Genomic DNA, 19,441 nt, shown 5'->3' with positions numbered 1-19,441 from the left:
TGCTTCTTTTTTTTCTTGTTTGCTGAGATAAGTATTTAATTGTTCGAACATTTAAGGAGTCTAAAATGAAATCAAAGATTTTAATGAAATATAGAAGTCTATTGGTCAGAGTATACTCAATTGCTTTTAGAACAATTGGGCTTTTGCCCAGGAATGAAAAATTAATCATCTTCGAAAGCTATTCCGGCAAACAATTCAGCTGTAATCCACGAGCAATTTTTGAGTATCTTGAGGAAAATAAAGATAAATATGATTACCGATTAATCTGGAGTATAGATAAAAGAAACAAAGATTTATTTGATAATTTAGATGTGAAATATTTAAAAAGATTCTCTCTCAAATGGCTATGGTATATGGCTACAGCGAAATATTGGATAACAAACAGCCGCTTGCCGTTATGGATCCCAAAACCGAGAAAAACCACATATGTGCAGACTTGGCACGGAACTCCCCTAAAAAAACTTGCAAATGACATGGACGAAGTACATATGCCCGGCACGACGACTGAACAATATAAAAAAAACTTCCTGAAAGAAGCTAGTAAATGGGATTATCTCATTTCACCTAACGCTTACTCTACGGAGATTTTTAGAAGTGCTTTTCAGTTTAAAAAAGAAATTATTGAATCTGGTTATCCGAGAAACGATTTATTATATGCAGAAAATAGAGACGATATTAGTAAAAGGATTAAAAGAAAACTAAATATTGACGATAATAAAAAAATCATTTTGTATGCACCTACATGGAGAGACAATGAATTTTATGGTGTGGGAAAGTATAAATTTGACTTACAACTTGACTTAGAAGAATTACAAAAAGAATTTGAAGATTCTGCTGTTTTTTTATTAAGGATGCATTATTTAGTGCGAGAAAACTTTAATTTGCAAAAATATCATCATTTCATTAAAGATGTTTCTTTGTATCAGGATATCAGAGATTTGTACTTGATAAGTGACATATTAATTACTGATTATTCATCAGTTTTCTTTGATTTTGGCAATCTAAAAAAACCTATCATTTTTTATACCTATGATTTAGAACTGTATAGAGATAAATTAAGAGGCTTTTATTTCGATTTTGAGCAAAATGCCCCAGGTGAAATTGTAGTAAATAAAAAAGAACTTTATTTGAAATTGAAAAATATTATTCAAATGGGCTCTATACCAAATAAATACAATCAATTTTATAATGAATTTTGCTCTATTGAAGATGGTTTTGCTGCTAAAAGAGTAATTGAAAGGATTTTTTAGAGTCAGGAAGGAGGTTAGTATTATATTCTCATTAATTATTCCAGTTTATAATGCGGAAAAGTACTTATTAGAGACGATAAATAGTGTCATTAACCAAACGCTTGATTTTGAAAAATATGTTCAAGTCATTTTAATTGATGATGGTAGCACAGATGATAGTAAAAAAATTTGCGAAGAACTGCAAAAAAAGTACCCAAACAATATAAATTATAAAAGGATAAATAATACTGGCCCATCTGCAGCGAGAAATATGGGACTGAAACTAGTCAATGAAACATCTGAATATATTGGATTTCTTGACTCTGATGACAAAATATCTCTTGAGGCCCTCTATCAAGTAAAATCTTTTTTTGAGGCAATGGGAAGTAAGGTAAACATTGCAGTCTTACCGATACATTATTTTGGTTGTAGAGAAGGCGAACATAAATTGAATTATCGCTTTCTTAAAGGAAATAGGGTAGTTAACATTTTGAATGAATATGACGCTCCTCAATACTTTATAGGGGGAAGTTTTTTTAAAAAATCTCTTCTGCAAAAATATGGTTCAAAATTCAATGAAGATTTGGACTTTTGGGAAGACGCCCTTTTTATGAATAAATTGATATTAAACGAGTCTTGTTACGGGGTTGTAGCAAACGGAAAGTATTTTTACAGAAAAAGGTTCGAAAGCAATTCGTTAGTTGATACTTCTTGGTCATCAAAAAAACGTTATACAGATTTTTTGAAAAATTCTTATTCAGTTTTATTTGAATGGTCTAAAGAAATTTATGGTGAGATACTTCCTTATGTACAATATTTAACTGCTTATCATATTAAACTATATTTATACCCTAAAAATAGAGATCAACCTATAGATATTTTGAATACTAAGGAATTTAATCAATTTATTCTTGAGTTTAAATATATTTTAAGTGAAATAGAATCTAAATATATTCTGTGTCAAAACATGAATAGTTACTATAAAGAGCTAATGTTAGAGTTTAAGAATGAGAAATATTTATATGCTCACGGTGTTGAAAAGCTAAAAAAGAAAAATATCACTATAAATGATGTTAAATATAAAGGATACTTTTTAGTTTTAAAAGGCCATTTTATTAATGAACTTTATGAGATGAAAAAAGATGACAGAATTTATCTAAAATATTTTAATAAAAAAATATATGCCAAACAAATACAACTAGATGAAAAAATAATTATATGGGGCCATAAAGTTAGAGATTATAAATATGCAGGTTTTAGTTTAAAACTTCCCATTTGGATTTTAAAATTTTCAATCGGATTAGAGGGAGAAAATTTTTCAGTAGTACTCAATGAAGTTAATTTATTAAAAACTCTTCATAAAAAACTATTATGTATGAATAGTTTAATTGGAAAGGCGAAATGACATGAGTATATTAGATGTAAAATATGATGAGATAAAGGGAAGTTTGAAGATACTTTGCGAATTTAGTAAAGATGAAAATTTCCATGCTTTTTACTTAGAAAAAAAAGTAAATCATCGAGATACAGAGCTTCTTGAAAGAATAAGAATTGAATATGAAGAAATCAATAGTACCTCACTATGGTTAAACGTTGATCTTAACATAATTTTCACTTCCTGTAATATAAGCGAAAGTTTCTGGTCAGTATATATGATGACATCATCGGGGAAGAAATTATTAAAATTTGATCATGGCGAAAAAACTACTTTTTCCCTATTTTATACCTCATCAATATTCTATATACAAAGTTAGACCTTATATTGCAAAAGATTGTTCTTTAGCATTCTTTATAAGGCCCATTGATTTTATACCGGTTTTAAATGAATTTAAACAAAACGTAAATAATCAATTTCAATTAAATATTGAATGTGTGGGAGCTGACTACAAAAGCCTTTTGAATAGTCAATTTTCGTTATCTCTTTTAAGACGGGATCAACCTGATTTATATTTTTACTCAGATGAGATAAATATAGCAAAAGATGATAATTCATCGGAAAATTTATATTTCTGTATACCAAAAGATTTATTAATAAATAATGATTTGTATGATGTATTTTTAAAAGCAGAAGTGCCCTTAAATAATGATAATGAATTATTATCCAATCAAAAAGAAGTATATTTAAAAGTTAATATAGAGAAAACTATAATAGGAGTACTCCAAGAAAATAATTATCCTATAAATGAGTTTTACTCTTTAAAGGCAAGTGAAAATGCTTTAAATCAACTTTCTTTTCAAACAGTCAAAAAACTTTCTGCAAATATTAGTAAAGTTGATAACGATGAGGACGAGCAGAAATTTACATTGGAAATAAAAGGAGTAAAACTGTTTGTAGACACTCATTCCCAGCTGTTTTTTGTGCTGAAAAGAAGAAGAAAACTTGGAAAAGAAGTTGAATATTATGACGAGATTGCACTTCCATTAGAATTTAATGAGAGTCATTTTACAGCAAAAATATTAAAATCAACTACTTTTTCTGAGTCTATTCTTAAAGGAAATGAAGTCTGGGATGCTTTTATTCGCATAAATAAAGAAAATTACTTTATAGAAAGCGAAGTTAGCGTAAATAAAGAAACAACTTATTCATTTAATTACTTTAAAACAAACTCAAAGCATTTAATAAATTCAGATGCTAAATTTTTTATAAACGGAAAATCTAATCTATCTCTTTTTATTTCAGACCGACAAACAGTAGGAACTAAACCGATCAGAATTGCTGTAATGGGCACTTGCTTCAGTAGAAACCCTTTTAACTCCAGAGATTATTTCAATCCTGGATATAAGAAGATTTATGAGTGTGTTTATACTCAATTCCACTCTTCAATAGTGAGCTTGGTTTCTGAGCCAACCCCTTTTACTCGTGATGATTTTAAAGATATAAAAGAGCAAGATATCAACTTTGTTGAAACAGATTTCAAAAAAGATTTTTTTGAAAAACTTAAAAATTCACAGCCGGATTATCTCATTATTGACCTATACTCGGACGCTGCAAAATCACTTATTCAGTTTAGCGAACAACAATTTGTCAGTGCAAGTTTTATTATAGAACAAAGCCAGTTTTTTAAGAATTTAAGAAATGTAACTATTATTAACCATACTAATAACAAAAAATATTTTGAAATATACAAAAAATCCCTTGATAACTTTATCAACAAATTGACAGAGGTCATACCCGCATCAAAAATCATTTTAAACAAAGGTCGTTTTACGAGTAAATATAAAGATAGTAATGGGGAAATTAAACCTTTTGGAGATCAGGATTTAATTAATAGGAATAATTATTTTTGGGACAAAGTTGATAATTATTTTGAATATAAGCTACCTAGCGTTAAAATTATTGACTTGACAAATACACCATTTATTGGTGATGAGAGATATCCTTTCGGAAAATCATTCTCTCATTACGAATCAGCATATTATAAAAAATTTATGGATCGTTTAAATTCGATAGTACTTGAAGATATACAAACAGAACTAAGGTGATTATAAATCATTTTAATAAGGAGAAATTAAGTTGAAACATCCATTAATCAGTGTAGTCTTACCTGTTTATAATGTGGAAGCCTATGTAGAAGAATGTCTTCAATCTATAATTGGCCAAACATTGGGTTTTGAGAAAATTGAAGTTATTTTAGTCAATGATTGTTCAACGGATGGCACAGCGGCTATTCTAGATCGATATGCCGAGCAGTTTACAAATATAAGAGTAATACATTTGGAACAAAACTGCGGAGCACCTGGAAAACCAAGAAATATTGGAATTAATAAAGCTAAAGGTGAATATATTATATTTTTAGATCCTGATGATTACATTCCAAAAGATGCTTATGAAAAATTATATAAGGTCATGGAAAAAAACAAATCAGATTTCGTTATGGGCAAAATGCTAAGCTTTAATGATGAAACTGGAAATACACATGAACATATAACATTTAAAAATTATTTTATGCATAAGCATTATAATAATGTAAATATTGAAACTGTTCCATTTTTCCTTCAAGTAAAAACAGCTGTCTACTTAAAATTAGTAAAAACAAGTTTTTTAAAAAAGCATAGTATTTTATTTCCAGAGGGTATGAGAAATGGGGAAGATAAAATTTATGATATGGCTCTCTTCACAAAAGCCGAAAAGTTCAGTTATATACCTGAGTATATTTATTATTATAGGACAAGAAATGATGCAAACAATCTATCGTTGACACAGCAAAATATTAAAAATACCTTAAAAAATGATGTAACTGCTGCATTAAAAATAAAAGAATTTTTAAATGAAGAAGAATACTTTTATTTTCAAATAAATGCTTTTAGGTCTCTATTGTGGAAAATTTGTGATCCTGATTTCAACAATATGTCTGTAACTGAGAGGCTTGAGATATTTGAAATGATTAGACCTGTTGTACAAGGATTTAACCCTGATATTACCGGAAAATATTTTTCTATTGAGAAACCTTTACTTAGTTTGATTGAAAAAAATTTCTTACTAGAAGCTTTAGAATACAATTCTATGATCGTCTCAAGAAGATGGTGGTACAATACAGGAATAGAATTGCAAAAAATGTTTAAGCGGCAGCAAGCCATCAAAAACTCACTATCTTGGAGAATAACTAAAATCTTCAGAAGCAAAATAAAAGCAACTAAGTTGAAATATAAAATTAAGGAGAAATTGGTTAGTGATTGAAACTACATTATTGATTCCTGTTGGCACCCAAGATAACAACTTAATGCAAACATACATTGATTTTGTTAAAGGTCAAAGTATGAATTGGAATAGATTGGAGATATTTTTTGTTGTAGACGACAATGATATAGCTGATCAAAATCTAGATGAGAATGTACATTTAATTAGTAGTAAAAATTTTAATATTTCATTGAGTAAAGGAAAGTATGTATTCCTTTCAAATATTGAATATCGCTACGATTCAAATTTATTGAAAAGACTTTCTGAAAAGATGAATATAAATGGGGTATCTGTAATAAAAGCATATAGATTGTTAAATAACAATTTATATGAAAATATAATTGCTTCGAGGATAATGCCAAAACAATATTTGGTTGAGACCGGTTTCTTCTCAGAAAATACTTTTAATCGTGATAATTTAGTTCAATTCTTTTTTGAGCAAGATACAAAGAATATTGAAATGGATTATTTGGGAGAGTGTTTTGTAGATAATGAATTTATTGAATATAGTTATCAATGTCATATCCAATCTTTTAAAAAAATCGTCAGCTTAAATAATGAGCAATTTCTTACGGAATTTGGAGAACTGATATTGGAAACATTAATGTCTTATGTAGATACGAATGTTTTTTTGAATAATTTACTTGATAAAGATCATAGGGATGCGTACGATACAATAAAAAAGATAAGTGAAATTGTTAAGGTAGAGGAGATTTATAACTTTAATGAAGTAGGTTATGGAACCTTTGTTAAATTGATCCAGAAAAATTGTTATTATGAAGCAACAGAGTTTATGAAATTGTTAAAGAGTAAAAGACATTGGTTCAACCAATCAAGAACTTATAAATCTTATTTTGCGAGAGTTCCGTTGTTTGAAAAATCGTTATCTTGGAAATTAACGAAGCCTTTGAGAGACTTAAAGTATCAATTCGGCCATATCAAGCAGATGCTATATAAATATCTTCTTATTTCTTTTACATATATAGTGAAGCTGTTATATAGAAAAGATGTATGGTTAGTCGGAGAGAGATTTGATCAAGCTGAAGACAATGGATACGCCTTCTTTGAGTATTGTAGAACAAATCATCCAGATAAAAAAATCTTTTATATTATTGAAAAAGGTTCCCCGCATGCTGAAAAGGTAAAACGCTTAGGAAATATACTTTATCACTCCAGTTTTAAACATAAATTATATATGTTTTTAGCTAATGCATATATAAGTGCATGGACATTTCAAGAAGGTTTGTATCCATGGCCTTTAAAGGTGTATAACAAGTATTATAAAAAAGTTTTAAGCAACAAATATAATATCTGTCTGCAACATGGTTTAATTATGTATAACATTTCACCTTATTTGCATAAAGAGAAGTATAATCAAGATCTCGTTATTAGCAGTTCAGAAAAAGAAAAAGAGATTATACTTAATACCCTAGGTTACAATAGTGATGAAGTTGTCGTAACTGGTCTTTCGAGGTTCGATAGGCTGTCAAAAAATAAATCAAATAAAGACCAGATTTTAGTTATGCCGACCTGGAGAAGAAGTTTAGTTCAAATGAATAAGCATAACTTTTTAAAATCTAAGTACTTCCTCTCTTACCAGAATTTGCTTAAAAATGAGAAGTTCCTTAATATGATAGAGGATAAGGGAATTGAAGTCAAATTTTATATACATTATCAAATGCAGAAGTATATAAAAAATTTCAATGTTGATCATCCACAGATTGAAATTTTAACCAAAAGTAATGCAATAGTATCTGATTTGATTGGAGAAAGTTCTTTATTGGTTACAGATTATTCATCTGTTTCTGCTGATTTTTTGTTTATGAATAAACCAGTTGTTTTTTATCAATTTGATCCTTATGATAATCATTCCATCAGAGTAAAGGAGATTAAATCTGAAGACATTGGAATAGTTGCATCAGAAGAAGAAACTGTTGTAAATAACATAATTGAGATATGTCATAGAAACTTTGAAATAGATAAGCAATTTAAAGAGAATTCTAAGAAGATCTTTAAATTTAAAGATGATAAAAATAATGAACGTATCTATAATACGATCTTAAACACTGTAAAAAGAGCAAATAGATAAGAACATTGTAGAAAAAACCGATGGATTAAATCTGTCGGCTTTTTCTATACATTAAATTTAGACAGCTACAATGTGAAAAAAAACTTAATATCTGTTACAATATTCACCGGTGCTTTCAAATTTCTTTAACCGAAAGATCCAAAAAATCATTTAAGTCTAAGGAAGATAAACAATGAATGCATTAGTAAGAATCGTAAAAGAGCAAGTGACATCGTTTCCTTTAATTTTGCGCTTAGCTTCGTATGAGACAAAGTCTCAGTATCAGATGAATTATCTTGGCGTATTATGGCAGTTTCTCAATCCTCTCATTCAAATGCTGGCGTATTGGTTTGTATTTGGTATGGGGATTCGTAACAGCAAGCCAGTCATAACAGGTATTGGAGAAGTGCCTTTTATTGTTTGGATGCTGGCTGGTTTGATTCCGTGGTTTTTTATTAGCCCGACGATTCTGGATGGATCAAACAGTGTATTTAAACGGATCAATATGGTGGCGAAAATGAATTTTCCGATCAGTTCACTGCCTTCTGTTGTGATTGCTTCAAATTTATTTAGTTATTTTGTAATGATGGGTGTTTATGTCATTGTCCTTTTAGCAAGCGGTATTTATCCTAGCTTGCATTGGATACAATATATTTACTATTTAATCTGCATGATTGTGTTTATGTTTTCATTTAGCTTGTTTAACTCTACAATCAGTGTGCTTGTCAGAGATTATCAATTTCTGCTGCAGGCCGTAACCAGATTATTGTTTTTTTTACTTCCGATTTTTTGGAATATCTCAGAGCAGCTCGGGAAAAACCACCCGAATCTTCTGCCTGTGCTTAAGCTGAATCCAATTTATTATTTGATAGATGGATTTAGGAACAGCTTCTTAGACGGAAAATGGTTTTTCCAAGACATGAAGTACACGCTGTATTTCTGGCTGTTCACATTCCTTTTATTGTTAGTGGGTTCTATTCTGCATATGAAATTCAGAGACAAGTTTGTTGACTTTCTTTAATACGTAAGGAGATTGTACGATGAAACTAAAAGTTTCGTTTCGAAATGTTTCAAAGCAATATCATTTGTATAAAAAACAATCGGACAAGATAAAAGGATTGTTTTTTCCGGCTAAGGATAATGGTTTTTTTGCTGTGCGGAATGTCTCCTTTGACGTGTATGAGGGAGAGACAATCGGCTTTGTAGGGATAAATGGATCAGGGAAATCAACCATGTCTAACCTGCTGGCTAAAATTATTCCGCCGACCAGTGGTGAAATTGAAATGAACGGCCAGCCGTCGCTGATTGCGATTGCTGCCGGTTTAAATAACCAATTAACGGGCCGGGACAATGTCCGGCTCAAGTGTTTGATGATGGGGTTAACCAATAAAGAAATTGATGATATGTATGACAGCATCGTTGAATTTGCCGAGATTGGCGATTTTATTAATCAGCCGGTTAAAAACTATTCCAGCGGGATGAAATCGCGTCTCGGTTTTGCGATTTCCGTGCATATTGACCCTGACATTTTAATTATTGACGAAGCGCTTTCTGTAGGGGACCAAACGTTTTATCAGAAGTGTGTAGACAGAATAAATGAGTTTAAAAAGCAAGGAAAAACGATTTTCTTTGTCAGCCACTCAATCGGTCAGATTGAAAAGATGTGTGACCGTGTTGCTTGGATGCACTATGGCGAGCTTCGTATGTTTGATGAAACAAAAACGGTTGTCAAAGAGTATAAAGCGTTTATTGACTGGTTTAATAAGCTGTCTAAAAAAGAAAAAGAGACATATAAAAAAGAGCAGACGGAAGAGAGGAAGAAAGAAGATCCTGAAGCGTTTGCCCGTTTCCGCCAAAAGAAGAAAAAGCCGAAATCATTGGCTAATGCGGTTCAAATTGCTATTTTGTCTATCCTGACTGTATTCATGGCAGGAACGATGTTCTTTAATGCTCCGCTTCGTACAATTGCTTCGTTTGGTGCTATCCCGCAAAATGAAGTGAAGAATCATCATGGTAATGCAAAGGGCAAGTCAGAGGAACGCTTAACCGCAGTCAATAAGCAAGGGTTTATAGCAAATGAAAAAGCGGCTGCTTATAAGGATCAGGGTTTGAAACAGAAGGCTGACGTTACACTGCCATTCGGTACAGAGGTGTCGGTAGCTGCAAAAGGCAAACAGGCATCGAAAATAAAGTTTAACGGACAGTCTTATTTTGTGAAAAAGAGCGCTGTTGCAGTTAACATGAAACATGCTGAATTGCATGCCGCTGCATTTACGTCTTATGTATCGCAAACCGCAGCATCTTCCTATGAATACTTTCTGAAATTCCTGGGAGACAGCAGAACCAGCATTCAATCCAAATTGAATGGATACACTGAAGGGGATACGGCTGACGGCAGAAAAACGTTAGATTTTGATTATGAAAAAATCAGCTATGTGCTGGAGAATGATAAAGCAACAGAGCTTATTTTTCATAACATTTCTCCTATCAACCCGGCGTCACTATCCTTAAGTGATAGCGATGTATTGTATGACAGCAGCAAGAAGCGTTTTCTTGTGAATACAGATGATCAGGTTTTTGCAGTTGATAATGAAGAGCATACACTGACTTTGATGTTGAAATAAAAAAAGGCTATTGGATGAATGTCCAATAGCCTTTTTGTTTAGATTTCTTCTTTGTTTAGTAATCCTTCCATAAATGGAACGAGCTGATCGCGAAGCTCTTTATCCTGCATCGCAAATTCTAGAGTTGTTGTGATAAAGCCGAGCTTTTCACCAACATCATAACGCTTGCCTTCAAAGTCGTAAGCAAACACTCTTTGAATTTCATTCAGTTTTTGAATGGCGTCTGTGAGCTGAATTTCTCCGCCGGCGCCAACCTGCTGCTCTTCTAAATACATGAAGATCTCAGGCGTGAATACGTAACGGCCTAAGATGGCAAGATTAGAAGGTGCTGTGCCTTTAGGCGGTTTTTCAACGAAGTTTTTCACCTGATAACGGCGGCCTTCACTTGTCAGCGGGTCAATAATGCCGTAGCGGTGTGTTTCTTCTTCAGGCACCTGCTGAACACCGATAATAGAAGAAAGCGTTTTTTCATATTCATCCATTAATTGGCGCAACCCTGGTGTTTCAGCCTGAACAATATCGTCTCCAAGCAGTACCGCAAACGGCTCATCGCCGATAAAGTTGCGCGCGCACCAGACAGCATGTCCGAGACCTTTAGGTTCTTTTTGGCGGATATAGTGAATGTCAGCCAGGTTAGAAGCCTTTTTCACTTTTTCAAGCAGCTCAGTTTTTCCTTTTTCTTCTAAGTTTCTTTCAAGCTCAGGAGAGTAATCAAAATGATCCTCAATCGCACGCTTGCTTTTTCCTGTTACGATAATAATATCTTCAATACCGGCTTCAACAGCTTCTTCAATTATGTATTGAATGGTAGGTTTATCAACGATAGGAAGCATTTCTTTCGGCATTGCTTTCGTAGCCGGCAAGAATCTCGTTCCGAGACCTGCGGCAGGGATTATGGCTTTACGTACTTTTTTCAATTTCAAAGCACCTTCCTTAAGAACAGATTTAGGGTCACTCTTTTGAATGCAGAGTATTTAAAATGTTTGAGTTTCTTTTCTCATCAATACCCTATTTTCATTCTGTTAAACACATTTAATCATATAAGAAAAACCAATATTAAACAAGAGTCAATTCAGTGACTTTGGGGTTGAGGAAATACAAAAAAATATCATTAATTGATAGATAAAACAGTTTCACCTGATCCGGTATTTCAAGAAATATAACAGCTTCTTCATCTCTAGAGCCTGCTCAGCAAAAGTGATATAATGTAGTTCTGAAAATGTGACTGTACGAATTTATTCGAAAGGTAATAAATAGATGATGACGATTAAGGTTTCTACTCCAAAATTAGCATTTGTTTGTCAAGAGCTGAATGCTGCAAAAAAGTTTAGTATCAATACGATCGATTGGAATTATCCAATGGAAATTGTCACTTTACATCATGAGCCCAATGGGCCTTCTTCTTTTAAAGATACTGCTGTTATTAATATGTACAGCTACTTTAAAGGTTCTGAACCTCAGAAAGATAAAATCAAGCATCCGATTGAACAAGACGGTTTAACATATATTCAAGAACCAAATAAGCCAATTTATCGTTATTACAATAATGGACGTTATATCAAATATCAAAGGTTTACAGCATCAGGAGAACTTGCTGTCATTGATTACTTTAATGAAAGCAGGCAAAGATTTAAAAGGGAAGAATATGATTTGTCTGGATATGTACACAGCTTAATGTACATGGATCTGGACACTAACAAACCGAAGCAGCATCTTTATTTAAGGGCAGATGGCACTTGTTATATGACAAAATGGTATAAGAATGATGGAACAACTGAAAAAATTGTCATTTTTGACGAAAAAGAGAATATAGTCAGTGTATTGTATTCAGAAAATGAACTTTCCCGTTATTTTCTGAGCCGCTTGATAAAGGAAGCGGATTATTTATTTATGACTTCTGAAATTGAGTTATATACTACATTAAAAACTCTTTCAGTTGAATATTCCTCCATGTATCTAGGTTTTATAGAGACGAATGAGATGTTGGAAAACCCTGAAAAGGAAATAGGCCACCTTGATGCTTTCGTGGTTCCTTCCTTGAAGAGATATCATGACATAATTAAAAATACGGGGCCTCGCACAAATATTTATTACGTTTCTGAAGAGCCGTTTACCCGCAAGCGTTTTGTGGACAAACTAATAGATCAGGTGCCATTTAATAATCAATTGAAGGATATGAATGTTGAGCTGTTAATGGCAGATTGGCAATCAAAATCCGATTTATATTTGTCATCCAAGGTTGAATTTAAAGGCTGCATTCCTCCCCATTCTGTGGGCCGCCATAAAATGTATTGGAAGTTAAAAAATAAAAAGAGCGGCACTGAAAGCACGTTTAACGCAAAAGTAAACAGCGAGGAAGAACTAATATTTACCGTAAGCGGTACACTTCGTATTCACTCTGTATTAGATCAGTTGTCCACCATTGAATTGTATCTCTGTTCCGAGTGGGATAATAGCTTCTTTGCATCAGGTGTGCGAATAACCGATTCAAAGGAAATTCCATTATCAGAACAAAGTATTTCAGGCTGGCAAGTTACTTTAGAAAAAGAAAATAATTATTTGAGTGTTCAGACTGCCGAGGGATTTCGGAGAAAATTAATGAAACGGCTGTTTGTGAAAAAATAGCAGACAAGGTTTTACCAGAAGAAGGAGCTTGAAGATGAGAAGGATCTTTTCACTAATATATGAAATAGACATTGAAAAAGGCGGCATTACAAGCTCTATGATGTCAAGATCTTTTACATTTGCGGAGCGCGGCCATAAAATCGATTTGGTTACACTTGATTATAAAGACAATTATGATCAGATTGAGCAAGTGCTGAAGAGCGCTGGAAGGCTGCATGCTGATGTGAATATCCTCAATATTTATGATGACTATAAAAATCAGCATAAGCATATGAAAGTTGGGGAAGTGCAACAAAGTTACTATGATCAAAATCGTAATCGCTTTGAAGAACCATACGCTGCGTATCATAATAAGGAAAAATTAGAAACGGAATACTTCAAGAATGGCTTATATATAAAAAAGAAAAAATGGGATGAGTCGGATAATCTTTTATATGTAGATCATTTCAATGAAAATATGCAAATGACAAAGCGAGAATTCTTTCATGGCGGTTATGTAAATAAAACTGTGATTTTCGATACAAGAAGCGGAAAAATCAATCAAATTCACTACACAGCACCCGACGGTTTCTGTTATTTAACAGAATGGTACCATTTTAAAACAGGAGCCAGTCAAGGAGTTATGCTGTTTGGCCGTGGTGAAAAGGAAGCTGTATTTTTCAAAAACAAGCACCAGTTTCATACACATTGGCTTGAAACGTTATGTGAGAAAGAAAAGGACCCTATTATCATCTGTGATGGAGTCGGAAGTGCTTCAAAAGTAAATGAAATGCGTGCAGGATTGGCAAAACGATTTTACTGTGTTCACTCAAATCATTTAGATTATCCTTATACGTTAGGCAGCAAAGTTCGAAACAATCATCAATATGCGATGGAGCATATTAAGGATTATGACGGGCTGATCGTATTAACGAATGAACAAAAAGAAGATATCATGAAGGATTTTGAGTCGAACAATAATATTTTTGTTATTCCTCATGCACCAAGAAGGCTTGAAAAATTACAAACGTATGAAAAAAAGAAAAACGAGTTTGTCATGGTGGCCAGATATCATGAGGAAAAAGGGATCGATAAGGTCATAAAAGCAATGGGAATCGTAAAAAAATCCCGGCCGGATATTGTCCTGAATATATATGGCAGCGGTCCCGGCTATGAGGAATACCAGCAATTGATCGATGATCTTAAGTTAGATAATGTACATTTAAAAGGGTATGTCGCAAATCCCGCTCCATTTTATCAGCAGGCGCTTGCCACATTATTAACATCAAAATTTGAGGGGTTTAGTCTCGCGATTTGTGAATCGTTTTCGTGCGCAACCCCTGTTATCAGTTTTGATGTGAAATACAGCCCGAGGGAGCTCATAAAAGAACACGAAACGGGAATGCTTGTAGAACCTGATCATATTGACCTGCTTGCTGAAAGTATCATTTATTTGTACGACAACCCTGAGAGAGCCATTCAATACGGAAAAAATGCAAAGAACTTAATGGATACTGAATATAGTGAAGCCCGATTATTTGAAAGATGGGAAGAAGTATTTGAAATAACGAAATAGTACGTTTTTGCACCATTTTTGTTCATTATATGAGCTTTATGTGAAGAAATAGAAGCGGATAAGGATAGAGGTGTCATGGTGAAAATCACTGCAGCAGTACCCACATACAACTCAGAACATTTTATCTCCCGCTGCCTGGATAGTCTGGTTCAACAAACCATGCCGAATAATGAGTACGAAATTATTTGTGTAGATGATTGTTCACAGGATGGCACGGTTTCAATATTAAAAAAGTACAGTGAACAGTATTCTAATATAACGGTTATAGAACGAGAAAAAAATTCGGGAGGGCCGGGGAGAGCCGCGAAACCAAGCGATACGTGCTGCGAACGGTGAATACATTTTTTTTATTGATTCCGATGATTATGTAGGAATCGAAGCGTTCGAGAGAATGTATCAATTTGCAAAACAGCATGATTCAGATATTGTGCTTGGGAAAATGGTCGGTGTAAACGGCAGATCGGTCCCGCAAGCTATTTTTAAGGAAACGAAACCTGAGGCGGATCTTGTAAAATCTCCGCTTGTTTACTCAATAGGACCGACAAAACTTTTTAAAGTTTCACTGCTTAGAATGCATGACATATATTTCCCCTCTAATATACAGGCTACAGAGGATCAGGTATTTGTCATGCAAGCTTATTTAGAAGCGGACAAAATTTCTGTCCTGGCCGATTATGATTATTACTATGCTGTACAGCATGACGGCGAGCATATGACGTTTGCATACGTTGCGCCTCAAAGCTACTATGGCGCAATGAAGGTAATCATAGATATGATTCGTAATAGCCGTCTTTCACATAATCGCAAAATGAAGTTTATGGCGAAGTTTTTGAATCGTCATTTTGATTTTTCCAGAACAACGGACTTTACCGTAACAATCGAGGACGAACGGGAGCAGCAAAAATGGATGACAGAGCTACATCATTTTGTTGAACAAAATATACCACGGGAAATTGATAAACTTGTTCATTCTCATACGCGGTTAAAATTACACTTTGTACGCCATAATGACCTAAAGGGCTTAAAGCAGTTTGAAGCTGATAAAGAAAATATGGCACAATATACGTCAGTTAAAAATGGTCATATCATAGCAAACTATCCCAGCCTTATCTCATATCATTTGGCAGAGAATGAACGGATTGTTGATGACAGAAACAAAATCAGTCATTACGTGAGCGAATTTCAAATGAAGGACAACACTTTCACATTAAGAGGGTCGGTTACCCACACGGCTTTACAACCAGAGCATCAAGCTATGCAAACTTTATACGGCATTTGGGTGCACCGTGATAGAAAAACTGAAAAAATCATTTCCCCAGTGTATTCTAAGGACGGAGAATTTGAATTTCTCACGAAGTTTACTGATTTGGCTATTCATGAAGAAGATATTGGTGTTTGGGATTTCTTTATTGAATCGGGGATAGACGGCTATAAAAAACGCGTCCGAATTGGCAGCAGCAGAGAACCGTATCCTTATTCAAAACATGCTAAATATATTGGGAATAACGGGGAATATGCTTTCAGCGCACGGCCGTACTTTACTAAAACCTATGATAATTTGTCGGTGGATATCAGAAAGCAGGAAGTTCTGAAAGTCGAATTCAGAGATAATGATTCGGACCAGCATTTAACGTTCGTATTTCCTGGAAGCCAATTGTTTTTTCCGAAGCAATCTTTATTATTGCTCGAATGCAATAACCAAGAGTTTTTAATACCAATAAAAAATCAAATCAGTTCAGCTGATGGGACAGTGATACAGGTTGATCGGAATCTCGTTCAGCAAAAGTTTGCTCCGGCTTATTTACAAAACACCAATATTGTTTTATCCATTAATTCTTATAAAACCACATTGGTTCCGAAAAAGGATGTCAGTGTGTACTTTTGCAGTAAAAATATTGAAAAAAAGCTATGGTGCTTTAAAATAAAGAAGAAAGTAGATCTATTTATACAATCGGACCAATCGAAATTCTATCTAACAGCCCGTTAAACAAAGAAACCAGGTGACAAATATGAAAAAACTAAAAGTTATGACCGTTTTCGGGACCAGGCCTGAAGCGATCAAGATGGCACCGCTTGTGCTTGAATTGAAAAAATATCCTGAAATAGATTCCTATGTAACGGTCACTGCACAGCACAGACAGATGCTCGATCAGGTGTTAGACGCGTTTCACATCAAGCCTGACTTCGATTTGAACATTATGAAGGAGCGCCAGACACTGGCAGAGATTACGTCCAACGCACTTGTGAAATTGGATGAGCTGTTTAAAGATATCAAACCTGATATTGTGCTTGTCCATGGTGATACGACGACGACGTTTGCCGGAAGCCTAGCCGCTTTTTACCATCAAATTGCTGTCGGTCATGTGGAGGCGGGGCTCCGTACAGGGAATAAGTATTCCCCGTTTCCGGAAGAGCTCAATCGACAGATGACAGGGGCGATTGCTGATTTGCATTTTGCTCCGACAGGCCAGGCGAAAGACAATTTATTAAAAGAAAACAAAAAGGCCGCCTCTATTTTTGTAACGGGCAATACAGCGATTGACGCACTCAACACAACGGTTAGGGATGGTTACTCACATCCTGTTCTCGATCAGGTGGGTAAGGATAAAATGATTCTCTTGACCGCTCACCGCCGGGAAAATTTGGGTGAGCCAATGGAAAATATGTTCAAGGCCATCCGCAGAATTGTAGGGGAATTTGAAGATGTACAAGTCGTTTACCCTGTGCACCTGAATCCTGTTGTCCGGGAAGCGGCTCAGAAGCATTTTGGTGATTCTGACAGAGTGCATCTGATTGAACCTTTAGAGGTGATTGATTTCCATAACTTTGCAGCGAAATCGCATTTTATATTGACAGATTCGGGCGGCGTGCAGGAGGAAGCCCCATCTCTCGGGAAACCGGTGCTTGTTCTGCGTGATACGACGGAACGGCCTGAAGGAGTGGAAGCGGGAACGCTGAAACTTGCAGGGACGGATGAGGAAAACATTTATCAGCTGGCAAAACAGCTGTTAACTGATCATGATGAGTACAAGAAAATGTCCCAGGCTTCTAATCCGTATGGAGATGGAGAGGCTTCCCGCCGGATTGTGGAAGAATTGCTGTTTCATTACGGGTATCGGAAAGAACAACCGGATTCATTTACAGGCAAATAAAAAAGAAGCTTTGCACATTGTGCGAAGCTTCTTTTTGTTTTACTTTTCGAGGCTTTCCTTCAGCTCTTTTGTAATATCGGAAAGGGCGCTTTCATCAGCTTGGTAGTAGTAAATTCCATTGATTTTCGTGCCTGTACCTTTTAGTTCGTGCTGTTTAATATGTTTCCGGGCACCTTTGTAATCGGACTGGATATCCCACATGTTATCGAAGGTCAAGTTCGTTTTCACATTATCTTCAACAACTTTAAACATATCTCCGAATTTCGTGATAGAAGAAATATTAGCGCCTTTATTAATAATACCTTGGATGACTTGGCGCTGGCGGTCCTGGCGTCCGAAGTCGCCTCTCGGATCTTCTTTTCTCATCCGGGTATAAGCGAGTGCTTCTTTTCCATTCAGCGTGATTTCTCCTTTGCCGAACGAATAACCGTCATAACTAAACGCGAATGTGCTGTTAACTGTAATGCCGCCAAGTGTATCAACAACGTCTCTAAAGCTTTCCATGTTCACTTTTACAAAATAATCAACCGGGACATCGAGGAAGTTCTCAACAGTGTCTACCGTCATCTGCGTGCCGCCGAAAGCGTATGAATGGTTGATTTTATCCATTGTGCCTTTTCCGATAATTTTTGTATACGTGTCACGCGGAATGCTGACCATGTCGGTTGTATTCGTTTTTGGGTTAACGGTCATATAAATGAGCGTATCGGCACGGCCCTTATCGCCGTCGCGTTCATCCACACCCATGATTAAGACGGAAAAAGGATCTTTTTTATTGATACTGACTTCTTTATCCCTCTTTTTCGATTTATCAATGCTTTCATGAATACTTGCCACGGTTGAAGCTGCTTTATGCCATAAGTAGTATGCATAGCCGCCTGTTCCGAGTACAAATACGGCCACAATGGCTAAAATGACAAGTAACGCCTTTCTTTTTTTCTTTCTTTTTTCAGCTCTCATAATAAAGTCCTCGCTTTTTTGTAATCTAGTACGATTATAAGTTTCTTAATATTTGAAAACAACTAAAATTTGTCTGATTCTTTACAATAGACGGCTCCTTGTAACAAATGTTTCGGTATTTTAAGAAAATCCGCAAAAATTTTTCGTTGTTTTGAAAGAAATCTTAAAATAAGCTTAAAATTGTCGATAAAAAGTGGAGAGGTGATATAGGAATGAAAAAAATTGCTATTTTAATGTTCTCAATGCTGCTTCTTTTGTCTGCGTGCGGCACAGCTCAGAACTCATCAGGAGCAGAAACAAATTCAGACAGCCAGGATGCGGCTGCAGAAGAGACAGTAACGAAGGAAGGCACTTTTGCCGGTTTGGCGGACAGCCATACAATTGCAGTCACTATTGATGATAAAGAGACGTCGATTCAGGTTGGTTCAGACCTTCAGGACAAAATGAACAGCATTTCAGAAGGGCAAAAAGTTGTTGTCAAATATACAAAAGATTCAAATGGCGCTTTAATGCTTAAGGATCTTGAGACAAAGTAATAAAAAACTCTTAG

The 19,441-nt window shown here is 34.6% G+C and carries 16 protein-coding genes; 14 read left to right on the top strand and 2 right to left on the bottom strand.

All coding sequences use genetic code 11. The features are described from left to right. Positions 1 to 65 precede the first annotated feature (65 nt). The 8 genes from AC0OMA_RS18210 to tagH all read left to right on the top strand — a co-directional run bounded on the left by AC0OMA_RS18210 (position 66) and on the right by tagH (position 10,599). The gene (locus tag AC0OMA_RS18210) at positions 66 to 1,250 is read left to right on the top strand and encodes a CDP-glycerol glycerophosphotransferase family protein (RefSeq protein WP_015384808.1); all 1,185 of its coding nucleotides are present in this window, start codon (positions 66 to 68) and stop codon (positions 1,248 to 1,250) included. Beyond that, a complete protein-coding gene (locus tag AC0OMA_RS18205) occupies positions 1,234 to 2,634 on the top strand; it encodes a glycosyltransferase family 2 protein (protein WP_015384807.1) in 1,401 nt (466 codons plus the stop codon). Before AC0OMA_RS18210 ends, AC0OMA_RS18205 begins: the two co-directional genes overlap by 17 nt. Position 2,635: 1 nt before the next feature. Then, on the top strand, positions 2,636 to 2,983 hold the full coding sequence (locus AC0OMA_RS18200; RefSeq protein ID WP_474222322.1) for a hypothetical protein: 348 nt from the start codon (positions 2,636 to 2,638) through the stop codon (positions 2,981 to 2,983). After that, positions 2,922 to 4,712, top strand: a complete 1,791-nt coding sequence (locus tag AC0OMA_RS18195) for a DUF6270 domain-containing protein (protein WP_474222451.1) — start codon at positions 2,922 to 2,924, stop codon at positions 4,710 to 4,712. The genes AC0OMA_RS18200 and AC0OMA_RS18195 overlap by 62 nt, the downstream gene beginning before the upstream one ends. Positions 4,713 to 4,743: 31 nt before the next feature. Further along, on the top strand, positions 4,744 to 5,907 hold the full coding sequence (locus tag AC0OMA_RS18190) for a glycosyltransferase family 2 protein (RefSeq protein ID WP_181220212.1): 1,164 nt from the start codon (positions 4,744 to 4,746) through the stop codon (positions 5,905 to 5,907). After that, positions 5,900 to 7,996, top strand: coding sequence for a CDP-glycerol glycerophosphotransferase family protein (locus AC0OMA_RS18185; RefSeq protein WP_181220211.1), 2,097 nt, complete (start codon positions 5,900 to 5,902; stop codon positions 7,994 to 7,996). The genes AC0OMA_RS18190 and AC0OMA_RS18185 overlap by 8 nt, the downstream gene beginning before the upstream one ends. Positions 7,997 to 8,168: 172 nt before the next feature. Continuing rightward, positions 8,169 to 8,996, top strand: coding sequence for a teichoic acids export ABC transporter permease subunit TagG (tagG, locus tag AC0OMA_RS18180; protein WP_029318771.1), 828 nt, complete (start codon positions 8,169 to 8,171; stop codon positions 8,994 to 8,996). Positions 8,997 to 9,015: 19 nt separating this feature from the next. Then, on the top strand, positions 9,016 to 10,599 hold the full coding sequence (gene tagH / locus AC0OMA_RS18175) for a teichoic acids export ABC transporter ATP-binding subunit TagH (protein WP_474222321.1): 1,584 nt from the start codon (positions 9,016 to 9,018) through the stop codon (positions 10,597 to 10,599). Positions 10,600 to 10,637: 38 nt separating this feature from the next. Here tagH and galU read toward each other — a convergent pair whose 3' ends face one another. Continuing rightward, complete coding sequence (galU, locus tag AC0OMA_RS18170; protein WP_003227944.1) at positions 10,638 to 11,516, bottom strand: UTP--glucose-1-phosphate uridylyltransferase GalU; 879 nt, start codon at positions 11,514 to 11,516, stop codon at positions 10,638 to 10,640. Positions 11,517 to 11,856: 340 nt separating this feature from the next. Between galU and AC0OMA_RS18165 the strand changes: the two genes are divergently transcribed. The 5 genes from AC0OMA_RS18165 to wecB all read left to right on the top strand — a co-directional run bounded on the left by AC0OMA_RS18165 (position 11,857) and on the right by wecB (position 17,931). Next, a complete protein-coding gene (locus tag AC0OMA_RS18165) occupies positions 11,857 to 13,224 on the top strand; it encodes a hypothetical protein (RefSeq protein WP_474222320.1) in 1,368 nt (455 codons plus the stop codon). Positions 13,225 to 13,258: 34 nt separating this feature from the next. Continuing rightward, positions 13,259 to 14,779, top strand: coding sequence for a glycosyltransferase (locus AC0OMA_RS18160; protein WP_340034796.1), 1,521 nt, complete (start codon positions 13,259 to 13,261; stop codon positions 14,777 to 14,779). A 75-nt stretch (positions 14,780 to 14,854) separates the two neighbouring features. After that, positions 14,855 to 15,115, top strand: a complete 261-nt coding sequence (locus tag AC0OMA_RS18155) for a glycosyltransferase family 2 protein (protein ID WP_474222319.1) — start codon at positions 14,855 to 14,857, stop codon at positions 15,113 to 15,115. Further along, on the top strand, positions 15,060 to 16,766 hold the full coding sequence (locus tag AC0OMA_RS18150) for a glycosyltransferase (protein WP_474222450.1): 1,707 nt from the start codon (positions 15,060 to 15,062) through the stop codon (positions 16,764 to 16,766). The genes AC0OMA_RS18155 and AC0OMA_RS18150 overlap by 56 nt, the downstream gene beginning before the upstream one ends. Positions 16,767 to 16,788: 22 nt before the next feature. Beyond that, positions 16,789 to 17,931 (top strand): non-hydrolyzing UDP-N-acetylglucosamine 2-epimerase, encoded by a 1,143-nt coding sequence (wecB, locus tag AC0OMA_RS18145; RefSeq protein WP_047183282.1) that lies wholly within the window; start codon positions 16,789 to 16,791, stop codon positions 17,929 to 17,931. A 39-nt stretch (positions 17,932 to 17,970) separates the two neighbouring features. On the opposite strand, the gene tagU is transcribed toward wecB, so the two are convergent. Continuing rightward, a complete protein-coding gene (gene tagU / locus AC0OMA_RS18140; protein WP_015251104.1) occupies positions 17,971 to 18,891 on the bottom strand; it encodes a polyisoprenyl-teichoic acid--peptidoglycan teichoic acid transferase TagU in 921 nt (306 codons plus the stop codon). A 212-nt stretch (positions 18,892 to 19,103) separates the two neighbouring features. Between tagU and AC0OMA_RS18135 the strand changes: the two genes are divergently transcribed. Further along, positions 19,104 to 19,427: a hypothetical protein gene (locus AC0OMA_RS18135; protein WP_015384797.1), complete on the top strand. Its 324-nt coding sequence runs from the start codon at positions 19,104 to 19,106 to the stop codon at positions 19,425 to 19,427. Positions 19,428 to 19,441: the final 14 nt, after the last annotated feature.

The sequence above is a fragment of the Bacillus sp. AMCV2 genome, assembly GCF_056033925.1.
The sequence above is the reverse complement of the archived record's forward strand: the minus strand, read 5'-3'. Positions and strand labels throughout refer to the sequence as shown.